Origin of the sequence: Tritonibacter horizontis (genome assembly GCF_001518015.1) — a bacterium.
GTDB lineage: Bacteria > Pseudomonadota > Alphaproteobacteria > Rhodobacterales > Rhodobacteraceae > Epibacterium > Epibacterium horizontis.
This window is the reverse complement of the sequence record NZ_LPUY01000016.1, coordinates 1-10625: the sequence shown is the minus strand read 5'-3', so window position 1 is coordinate 10625 and position 10625 is coordinate 1. Positions and strand designations below refer to the sequence as shown.

The 10625-nt window shown below is 63.6% G+C and carries 7 protein-coding genes and 1 tRNA gene; 4 read left to right on the top strand and 4 right to left on the bottom strand.

The window, feature by feature from the left end:
• Positions 1-80: 80 nt before the first annotated feature.
• Positions 81-2450, bottom strand: coding sequence for an ATP-dependent helicase (locus tag TRIHO_RS03380; protein ID WP_068240414.1), 2370 nt, complete (start codon positions 2448-2450; stop codon positions 81-83).
• Between the two features lie 175 nt (positions 2451-2625).
• Here TRIHO_RS03380 and TRIHO_RS03375 point away from each other — a divergent pair, with 175 nt between their 5' ends.
• A complete protein-coding gene (locus TRIHO_RS03375) occupies positions 2626-3789 on the top strand; it encodes an alpha-hydroxy acid oxidase (protein ID WP_068240418.1) in 1164 nt (387 codons plus the stop codon).
• A 120-nt stretch (positions 3790-3909) separates the two neighbouring features.
• Here TRIHO_RS03375 and TRIHO_RS03370 read toward each other — a convergent pair whose 3' ends face one another.
• Positions 3910-4347, bottom strand: coding sequence for a BLUF domain-containing protein (locus tag TRIHO_RS03370; protein ID WP_068240412.1), 438 nt, complete (start codon positions 4345-4347; stop codon positions 3910-3912).
• Positions 4348-4778: 431 nt separating this feature from the next.
• On the opposite strand from TRIHO_RS03370, the gene TRIHO_RS03365 reads away from it, so the two are divergent.
• Positions 4779-8219 (top strand): pyruvate carboxylase, encoded by a 3441-nt coding sequence (locus TRIHO_RS03365; protein WP_068240416.1) that lies wholly within the window; start codon positions 4779-4781, stop codon positions 8217-8219.
• 171 nt (positions 8220-8390) lie between these two features.
• Here the strand turns inward: TRIHO_RS03365 and TRIHO_RS03360 are convergent, their stop codons facing one another.
• Together TRIHO_RS03360 and TRIHO_RS23800 are read right to left on the bottom strand one after the other, a co-directional pair.
• Positions 8391-8879 (bottom strand): GNAT family N-acetyltransferase, encoded by a 489-nt coding sequence (locus tag TRIHO_RS03360; protein WP_068240410.1) that lies wholly within the window; start codon positions 8877-8879, stop codon positions 8391-8393.
• 133 nt (positions 8880-9012) lie between these two features.
• Complete coding sequence (locus TRIHO_RS23800) at positions 9013-9186, bottom strand: hypothetical protein (RefSeq protein ID WP_165595880.1); 174 nt, start codon at positions 9184-9186, stop codon at positions 9013-9015.
• Positions 9187-9344: 158 nt separating this feature from the next.
• On the opposite strand from TRIHO_RS23800, the gene TRIHO_RS03350 reads away from it, so the two are divergent.
• Positions 9345-9419, top strand: a tRNA-Gly gene (locus TRIHO_RS03350).
• 178 nt (positions 9420-9597) lie between these two features.
• Entirely contained in the window at positions 9598-10557 is a 960-nt protein-coding gene (locus tag TRIHO_RS03345; protein ID WP_068240406.1) for a DNA cytosine methyltransferase, read from the top strand.
• Positions 10558-10625 lie beyond the last annotated feature (68 nt).

The window sequence follows — 10625 nt, the reverse complement described above, 5'->3', positions numbered from 1 at the left end:
GGTCGGATCGCAACGCGATCCGACCCGCACTGCCCGCTGGCAGTGCGCCCTGTCGCACATCGGTCAGACTCGAATCAGACCTAGAAAGGAATATCGTCTCTGGCGGTCACAAAACGGGCGACGACCTTTTTCAGGCCCGCCTTTTCAAAATCCACTTCCAGCTTGTCGCCTTCGATACCGGCGATCACGCCATAGCCGAACTTCTGGTGAAACACCCGCTCGCCCAGCGTGAAAGAAGAGGTCGCCGTCAGATCAATGATCTGCGTCCGGCTTTCTTTCGGCTGACTCATGCCCCGTTCCCCCGCCCGGGCCTGCATCCGTTTCCAGCCGGGCGAATTATACCCGTCCGCCTGCGCCATGCGCTCCTCGATGGTGGAGCGTATCGGCGCCTCCTCGAACCCGGCCCGGGGGGCCGCTGCACCATAGCCACCGCCATACAGCCCGGGCGGGGTCAGCACCTCCACGTGTTCTTCCGGCAATTCATCGACAAAGCGCGAGGGCAATTGCGACTGCCATTGACCAAAGACCCGCCGGTTGCCCGCAAAGGAGATCGTGCAAAGCTCCTCCGCACGGGTGATGCCGACATAGGCCAGGCGGCGCTCCTCTTCGAGGCCCTTCAGCCCGCTTTCATCCATCGACCGCTGCGAGGGGAACAATCCGTCCTCCCAGCCCGGCAAAAAGACCGCGGGGAACTCCAGCCCCTTGGCCGCATGCAGGGTCATGATCGAGACCTTCTGCTCGGCATCCTGTTTGTCATTGTCCATGACCAGGCTGACATGTTCGAGGAACCCTTGCAAATTCTCGAAGTTTTCCAGCGCCTTGACCAGTTCCTTGAGGTTTTCGAGTCGGCCGGGGGAATCCGGGTTCTTGTCGTTCTGCCACATGGTGGTGTAGCCGGATTCGTCCAGGATGATCTCTGCCAGTTCCATATGCGACAGGTCGCCGTCGCCCGCCAGTCGGCCCCAGCGCGCCAGATCATCGACCAGACGGCGCAGCGCGGTGCCGCCCTTGCCCTTGATCAGCCCTTCGTCCAGCGCCAGCCGGGCGCCATCGACCAGCGACACGCCATTGGCGCGCGCCACCGTCTGCAGGGTCTGCTGGGCCTTGTCGCCCAGCCCGCGTTTCGGGGTGTTCACGATCCGCTCGAAGGCGAGGTCATCGTCCGGCGAAATCACCTGCCGGAAATAGGCCATGGCATCGCGGATCTCCAACCGCTCGTAAAAGCGGGGGCCGCCGATGACGCGATAGGGCAGACCGATGGTCAGAAACCGATCCTCAAAAGCGCGCATCTGGTGCGAGGCGCGCACCAGAATTGCCATCTCGTTCAGCCCGATGGGACGTTGGCCACGGGTGCCGCGCTGGGTCGCCTCGATCTCTTCGCCGATCCAACGGGCCTCTTCCTCGCCGTCCCAATGGCCGATCAGGCGGAGCTTTTCGCCGCCCTCGGCCTCGGTCCACAGTTCCTTGCCCAGGCGGCCCTCGTTGCCGCGAATGACGCCGGAGGCGGCGGCAAGGATATGCGCGGTGGAGCGATAGTTCTGCTCCAGCCGGATCACCTTGGCACCGGAAAAATCCTTTTCAAACCGCAGGATATTGCCCACCTCGGCGCCGCGCCAGCCATAGATCGACTGGTCATCATCGCCGACGCAGCAGATGTTTTTGTGCCCCGCCGCCAGCAGCCGCAGCCAGAGATACTGGGCCACGTTGGTATCCTGATACTCGTCCACCAGAATAAAGCGGAACCAGCGATGATACTGCGCCAGCAGGTCCGGGTTGGTCTGAAAGATCTCGACCACATGCAGCAGCAGGTCGCCAAAATCGACGGCATTCAGCGCCTTCAGGCGGGCCTGGTACTGGGCGTAGAATTCCGTACCGCGATAGTTATAGGCGCTGGCATCGCTGGCGGGCACTTTCTCCGGCGTCAGGGCGCGGTTTTTCCAATCGTCGATGATATTGGCCAGCATGCGGGCGGGCCAGCGTTTGTCGTCGATACCTTCCGCCTTGATCAGCTGTTTCAACAGGCGGATCTGGTCGTCGGTGTCCAGAATGGTGAAATTGGATTTCAAGCCGACCAGTTCGGCGTGGCGGCGCAACAGTTTGACGCAGATGGAATGGAAGGTGCCAAGCCAGGGCATGCCCTCGGCGGGCTGGCCAAGCATACGCCCCACCCGTTCCTTCATCTCGCGGGCGGCCTTGTTGGTGAAGGTCACGGCGAGGATTTCGTTGGTGCGGGCCTTGCCCGTCGACAACAGGTGCACGATGCGGGTGGTCAGCGCCTTGGTCTTGCCGGTGCCGGCGCCGGCCAGCATCAGGACGGGACCATCCAGGGTTTCAACCGCCTCCCGCTGGGCCGGGTTCAACCCGTCGAGATAGGGCATGGGCCGCGCGGCCATGGCACGGGCGGACAGGGATGCGCCCTCGAAGGCGTCCATTTCGTCGAAACTGCTCATGGCGATCAATCTAGAGTTTTCAGCCCCGGAGGGAAAGAGTTTGTTCACGACATGTTCCGAGGTTTTCGCGCCTTATTTTCAACCGCGTCGGGTTGCATGCCGCAAACGGGCCGCAAAACAGCCAAAGGACGCGGGTGCTTGCCGAATCGTGCGGCGCGGGGCCTAGTCCATGACCATGACATTGGACCAGAGATATCCCGGCGTTGACGATCTGCGGGCGCGGGCACGCCGCCGCCTGCCCCGCTTTGTCTGGGAGTATCTGGACAGTGCCACCGGACAGCAGGCCACCCAGGCGCGCAACCGGCTGGCGCTGGACCGGATCGGGCTGCTGCCGGCGATCCTGGGCGGGCCGAAAGAGGTGGATCTGAGCTGCACCCTGTTTGGCGCGCGCCTTCCTGTGCCCTTTGGCATCGCGCCGCTTGGCATGTCGGGGCTGATCTGGCCCGATGCCGAAGGCCATCTGGCGCGCCACGCCCGCGCCGCCGACATTCCTTATGGGTTGTCCACGGTGGCCAGTCAGAGCCCGGAGGATCTGGCGCCTCATCTGGGCGATCACGGCTGGTTCCAGCTCTACCCGCCCAAGGACGAGACCATTCGCAAGGATATGCTGGCGCGCGCCCGCGCCGCCGGGTTCAAGGTGCTGGTGCTGACGGTGGATGTGCCGGTGGCCTCGCGCCGCGAGCGGCAGGTGCGGTCCGGTCTGACCCAACCGCCACGGCTGACCCCGCGCCTGCTGGCGCAGGTGGCGCGGCGTCCCGCCTGGGCGCTTGGGATGGCGGCGCGGCATCGGCGCGACGGCGGCATGCCACATATGCGAACGCTGGATAAATACACCAGCGGGGCCGCCGCCGCGGCGCTGTCGTCGACCGCTCATATCGGGTATCTGCTGCGCACCGCCCCCGATTGGAGCTATCTGGACTGGCTGCGCCAGCATTGGGAGGGCCCGCTGGTGGTCAAGGGCGTGCTGGATGTGCGCGATGTGGCGCGGCTGGAAGCGGCCGGGGTCGATGGGATCTGGATTTCCAACCATGGCGGCCGCCAGTTTGATGCCGCCCCGGCCAGCATCGAGGTGCTGCCGCAGATCCGCGCGGCAACGCAGCTGCCGCTGATACTCGACAGCGGGCTGGAGGGCGGGCTGGATATCCTGCGTGCACTGGCCTGCGGCGCCGATTTCGTGATGTTCGGACGCGCCTATCATTATGCATTGGCGGCCCTGGGCGCGGCGGGTCCGGCGCATCTGAGCGACATCCTGCGCCGCGACATGGCGGCCAATATGGGTCAGCTCGGGGTTGCCACCCTGCCCGAATTGCGGGCGGTGACGCAGGTCGATTTGTCCTAACCGCCCCGCCCGCCACAGGCACGGAACAGGAAACGGCGCATAAAAAATGGCGCGATCCCCGCCCGGGATCACGCCATTTCGCCTTCCCCCCCGGTCAGGCTGGATCTTGTCTGGTCTGGTTCAGGCCGCCGCAAGCAGCTGTTTGAAGCTGGCAAGGAAATCCCGCACCATGTGGCGCACGCTGAGATCGCGACCCCGCAGCGGGCTGTTGATCGGCATCAGGTCGGCCAGGGCGGCGGTTTTTTCATTGCCCAGCAGCGGCAGCGCCTTGGGTGTTTCGGTCACGAAGGTCCAGTCGGTGAAGGCGCGCATCTCGATCTCGCGGGCTTCGATCACTTCGAATTCGCCATGACGCGGGTCATTCTGGATCATCTGGGCGCGGCGGCGGATGGCCGCTTCGTCGCCTTCGAGAATGTGCAGGAACTTGCCCTGATGCGCCACCAGCATACCGGTCAGCCCGTTGCGGCGATTGTTGCGGTGACAGGCGCCCGCGATATCTGCGATCTGGTGATCGGTGAGCGAGCAAGTTGCGGTGCTGACATAGACAAAACGGTGCATCGGGTTCGGTTCCTTGAAAAATCGTGGGCGGTTGAACTTACTTTCCTGGGGTCTTGGAGATCGCTTCTGGCTGATCCTTAGCTGTTGATTAAAATTTACCTGAAACTCGACAGAATAGAAGAACTACTCGAAAGAGTGGTTAACGATCGGGCAAGCGCGCGATAGAATGCTGCAGTGCAAAAAAGTGCGTGCTTCTATCCTTTGGGCTAGGTACAACATCGCCAGCCCGCTCTACAAAGTGGGTTTCTGCGGTGGCAAAACCCGCCTGTGCGGGCAAAACCTTCTCGTTTCGGCACTCCCACCCGCCGAAATTCAGGAAACAAGGGCGTAAATGAGCGCGATCATGCCGCAGAGACCGATAGGCCAGAGAGGCTTGCATGCCAAACAGCCGCAAGCACCCGCCAAAATCATCAAGACCCCGGGGGATGAAGATGACCGAGTTCAATAAGATCCTGATAGCCAACCGTGGCGAGATCGCCATTCGTGTGATGCGTGCCGCCAATGAGATGGGCAAGCGCACCGTCGCCGTCTACGCCGAAGAGGACAAGCTGGGCCTGCACCGTTTCAAAGCGGACGAAGCCTATCGCATCGGCGAGGGTCTTGGCCCGGTCGCGGCCTATCTGTCGATCGACGAGATCATCCGCGTGGCCAAGGAATGCGGCGCGGATGCGATCCATCCCGGCTATGGGCTGTTGTCCGAAAACCCGGATTTCGTTGACGCCTGCGCCCGCAATGGCATCACCTTTATCGGCCCACGGGCGGAAACCATGCGCGCCCTAGGCGACAAGGCGTCGGCCCGTCGCGTGGCGGTGGAGGCCGGGGTGCCGGTGATCCCGGCGACCGAAGTGCTGGGCAACGACATGGACGCGATCCGCAAGGAAGCGGCCAAGGTCGGCTATCCCCTGATGCTGAAAGCCTCCTGGGGCGGCGGCGGTCGCGGCATGCGTCCGATCCAGTCCGAGGCCGAGCTGGAAGAAAAGGTGCTGGAGGGCCGCCGCGAGGCCGAAGCCGCCTTTGGCAATGGCGAGGGCTATCTGGAGAAGATGATCATCCGGGCCCGTCACGTCGAGGTGCAGATCCTGGGCGACAAGCACGGCGAGATCTACCACCTGTTTGAACGGGACTGTTCCGTGCAGCGCCGCAACCAGAAGGTCGTGGAACGCGCCCCCGCCCCCTATCTGACCGAAGCGCAGCGCGCGGAAATCTGCGAGCTGGGCCGCAAGATCTGCGCCCATGTGGATTACGAATGCGCCGGCACCGTTGAATTCCTGATGGATATGGAAACGGAGCAGTTCTATTTCATCGAGGTGAACCCCCGCGTGCAGGTGGAACATACGGTCACCGAAGAGGTCACCGGCATCGACATCGTGCAGGCGCAGATCCTGATTGCCGAGGGCAAGACCCTGGCCGAGGCGACCGGCAAGGCCGCCCAGTCCGAGATCACACTGAACGGTCACGCGCTGCAGACCCGCGTCACCACCGAGGATCCGCTGAACAACTTCATTCCCGACTATGGCCGCATCACCGCCTATCGGTCGGCCACCGGCATGGGCATCCGTCTGGATGGCGGCACCGCCTATGCGGGCGGGGTGATCACGCGCTATTACGACAGTCTCCTGACCAAAGTGACCGCCAAGGCGCCGACGCCGGAAAAGGCGATTGCCCGCATGGACCGCGCCCTGCGCGAATTCCGGGTGCGCGGTGTCAGCACCAACATCGCCTTTGTCGAGAACCTGCTGAAGCATCCGACCTTCCTGTCGAATGAATACACCACCAAGTTCATCGACGAGACGCCGGAGCTGTTCCAATTCGCCAAGCGTCGTGACCGCGGCACCAAGGTGCTGACCTATATCGCCGATATCTCTGTCAACGGTCACCCGGAGACCGAAGGCCGCGCCGCGCCCTCAGCCGACCTGAAAGAGCCGCGCGCGCCAAAGGTCGACAAGGGCAACACCCCCTATGGCACCCGCAACCTGCTGGAGCAGAAAGGCGCCAAGGCCGTCGCCGACTGGATGAAGGCGCAGCGCCAGCTCCTGCTGACCGACACCACCATGCGCGACGGTCACCAGTCCTTGCTGGCCACCCGCATGCGCAGCCATGACATGATCAAGGTGGCCCCGGCCTATGCGCAGAACCTCAGCCAGCTGTTCTCGGTCGAGTGCTGGGGCGGCGCGACGTTCGATGTGGCCTATCGCTTCCTGCAGGAATGCCCCTGGCAGCGCCTGCGCGACCTGCGCGAGGCGATGCCGAACCTGATGACCCAGATGCTGCTGCGCGCGTCCAACGGGGTGGGTTACACCAACTATCCCGACAACGTGGTGCAGTTCTTCGTCAAGGAAGCCGCCAAGGGCATCGACGTTTTCCGCGTCTTTGACAGCCTCAACTGGGTCGAGAACATGCGCGTCGCCATGGACGCCGTGGTCGAGAGCGGCAAGATCTGCGAAGGCACCATCTGCTATACCGGCGACATCCTCGACCCCGCGCGGGCCAAATATGACGTGAAATACTACGTCGGCATGGCGAAAGAGCTGGAAGCGGCCGGCGCGCATGTGCTGGGCCTGAAGGACATGGCGGGTCTGTTGAAACCGGCCTCGGCCAAGATCCTGATCAAGGCGCTGAAAGAAGAAGTCGGCCTGCCGATCCATTTCCACACCCATGACACCTCTGGCATTGCGGGCGCGACCATTCTGGCAGCGGCGGATGCGGGCGTTGATGCTGTGGATGCGGCAATGGATGCGTTCTCGGGCGGCACCTCGCAGCCCTGTCTGGGGTCCATCGTGGAGGCGTTGAAGAACACCGACCGCGACACCGGTCTGGACATCGGCAACATCCGCGAGATCTCGGAATATTGGGAGCAGGTCCGGGCGCAATATGCCGCCTTTGAAAGCGGCCTGATGGCGCCGGCCTCCGAGGTCTATCTGCACGAGATGCCCGGCGGTCAGTTCACCAACCTCAAGGCACAGGCGCGATCCCTGGGTCTGGAGGAGCGCTGGCATGAGGTCGCCCAGACCTATGCCGATGTGAACCAGATGTTCGGTGATATCGTCAAGGTGACGCCCTCCTCCAAGGTGGTTGGCGACATGGCGCTGATGATGGTCTCTCAGGGCCTGACCCGGGCGCAGGTGGAAGACCCGAAATCGGATGTGTCTTTCCCCGACTCGGTCGTGGACATGATGCGCGGCAACTTGGGCCAGCCTCCCGGCGGGTTCCCCGAGGGCATCGTCAAGAAGGTGCTGAAGGGCGATGCGCCCAACACGGAACGCCCCGGTGCCCATCTGGAGCCGGTGGATATTGAAGCCACCCGCGCGGATCTGTCCAAGGAGCTGGAGGGGTTCAAGGTCGATGACGAGGATCTCAACGGCTATCTGATGTATCCCAAGGTGTTCCTGGATTACATGGGACGCCATCGCCAATACGGCCCGGTGCGTGCCCTGCCGACAAAGACCTTCTTTTACGGAATGGAACCCGGCGACGAGATCACCGCCGAAATTGACCCCGGCAAGAAGCTGGAAATCCGCCTGCAGGCCATTGGCGAAACGGATGAAAGCGGCGAGGTGAAGGTGTTCTTCGAACTGAACGGCCAGCCGCGCGTCATCCGGGTGCCGAACCGTCTGGTGAAATCCACCACCGCCGCCCGCCCGAAAGCCGAAGTGGGCAACCCCAACCACATTGGCGCGCCGATGCCGGGGGTTGTCGCCTCGATCGGGGTGCAGGTGGGCCAGCAGGTCAAGGAAGGCGATCTGTTGCTGACCATCGAAGCGATGAAGATGGAGACGGGTCTGCATGCCGAACGGGACGCCGTGGTCAAGGCCGTGCACGTCCAGCCCGGCGGCCAGATCGATGCCAAGGATCTGCTGGTCGAACTGGAGTAGATCGCCCGCGACTGGTTAAACCCGTCTGGAAAGACCCCCGGTGTCCCCGACACCGGGGGTCTTTTCGTTTCGGTCGGGCAGACCCCGCAAGGACGCGACAGGACAACGACAGAACGACAGAGTCGACGGGGCCGACGGGCGCGACCACAGAAGGTCCGGTGCCAAGATGGCTCAGGCCGTCTCCAGCCGGTATTTCTGAAACGGCGTGCCCTGATAGGTGACATCAGCAAGCCGTTTCGCCCCCAACCGGCGCAGCGCCCCCAGATGGCGGCGCGAGGGCGGCAACAGAAAGGTCACAAAGGGAATGCGCGGATCGGTGCGCGCGATGGCCAGCGCCTGACGTGCAAGGGTCAGGCCCAGCCCGAAGGCCTCGGGGCGCAGAACCAATCCGAAATCCCACGCCTCGTCCTCTTTCTGGAACCCGCCCCAACCGACATAGCGGTCGCCCTGCACAAAGGCCCAGTGGCCGAGCCCGTCCCGGTGCCAGCAGGCCTCTTTGGTGGCAACAAAACGGGCCGTGGTCTCGGCGTCCCAGATGACCCCGGCCAGAAGCGGCATATGCGCGGCCAGACGAGGGTCTGACATATGGCGGGCGATTTCGGCCAATGGGATCTCTGGCAAGCGCAGAAACCGGATGTCGGCAGCGGGGAAAGCGGGCATGGCGGACAAATACTCCGTTGGCGGGACCCCTTGTTTGTCACATGAAAACCGGGCCACGACACAAGCCGCGCGCCGCTCCCACCGGGTCACTTGGGCGTGAGCGGATGATCGGGCCCCGGATCGGGATCGGCCGTCAGGTGTGCAAACAGGGCAATGCGTCCAGGGGGCACGTTTCAACCGCGACCTGAGGCGGCAGCGGCGCCACTGCGTGGGCATCGGCGCGCCCCTGGCCACCCGGCTGCACCAGCAGCGCCAGCCCGATCGCCACCCCGAGCACGGTCAGGCGGGACACCTCTCCAAATTTCATCGCAATCTCTCCTCGATCTGCTTTGTGCTGTTGTTCAATCTGATACGGCGCGGTCTGGAAATCCCGTCGCGCAATCACACGGAAAATCGGCAAGACCGGCGCATTTTCCGCTTGCGCACCGGCACAGCGCCGCCTAAACCCGCGTCACCGAACAGGATGCGGGCGTAGCTCAGGGGTAGAGCATAACCTTGCCAAGGTTAGGGTCGGGCGTTCGAATCGCCTCGCCCGCTCCATTCGGTCCTCTTCCGGCACAGCAGATCCATTGGCCTGTTCACCAGCGGTGCGCTGTTGCGCCGCGCGGTCGGCAGAATTGTCTGCGCGATTGCGCTACGTGGGACTTGCCTTGTCCGGTCAGGCCGGGGTATCACCGTCGGTGAACAGAGCAAGAACTTCTTCAGGCGGGCGGAACATATGCTGACATCGGTGGAACTATGCGCAGGTGCGGGCGGTCAGGCCCTCGGGCTGGAGAAGGCCGGATATGACCACACGGCGCTGGTGGAAATCGACAAGCATTGCTGCGCCACCCTGCGCCACAACCGCCCCGTGTGGAACGTGCTGGAAGAAGATGTGCGGAATTTCAAATCCGTTGCCGGCGATTTTCGCGGCATTGATCTGCTGGCCGGCGGCCTGCCCTGCCCGCCGTTTTCCGTCGCAGGCAAACAGCTGGGCGAAAAGGACGAACGCAATCTGTTCGACGACGCCATCGACATCGTCGATTCCACCCGCCCCCGCGCGGTGATGATCGAAAACGTGCGTGGATTTCTCGACGCGGTGTTTCACGACTATCGCGAAAAGCTCAAAAGCCAGCTGGGCAAGCTGGGCTATGAAACCGGCTGGCGGCTGCTCAATGCTTCGGACTATGGCGTGCCGCAATTGCGCCCGCGGGTGGCGATCGTGGCGTTGCGGCGCGAGTTTGCGGACCAGTTCGACTGGCCAGACCCGCTGCCCCGCAACCCCGCCACGGTGGGGGAAACCCTGCTGGACCTGATGCAGGAACGCGGCTGGCGCGGGGCCGAGGATTGGGCGCGCAAGGCCGACGAGATCGCGCCGACCGTTGTTGGCGGCTCCAAGAAACACGGCGGACCGGACCTTGGCCCGACGCGGGCGCGCCGCGCCTGGGCCGCATTGGGGGTCGAAGGGCGCACCATCGCCAATGAGGCCCCCGACCCGTTTCACAACGACATGCCCCGGCTGACCGTGCGTATGGTCGCCCGCCTGCAGGGGTTTCCGGACAGCTGGCATTTCACCGGCGCCAAGACCAACGCCTATCGTCAGGTCGGCAATGCCTTTCCGCCGCCGGTGGCCGAAGCGGTCGCCCGCCAGATCCGCAGCGCCATCGCAAAGCCCAACCTGCATGTTGTTTCGGCCTGATCCCCAGTCCAGCCGACCACCCCGTCGCGCGCGATGAAGAAATCCCTGCCCCCCAGCCGGGTCACCCC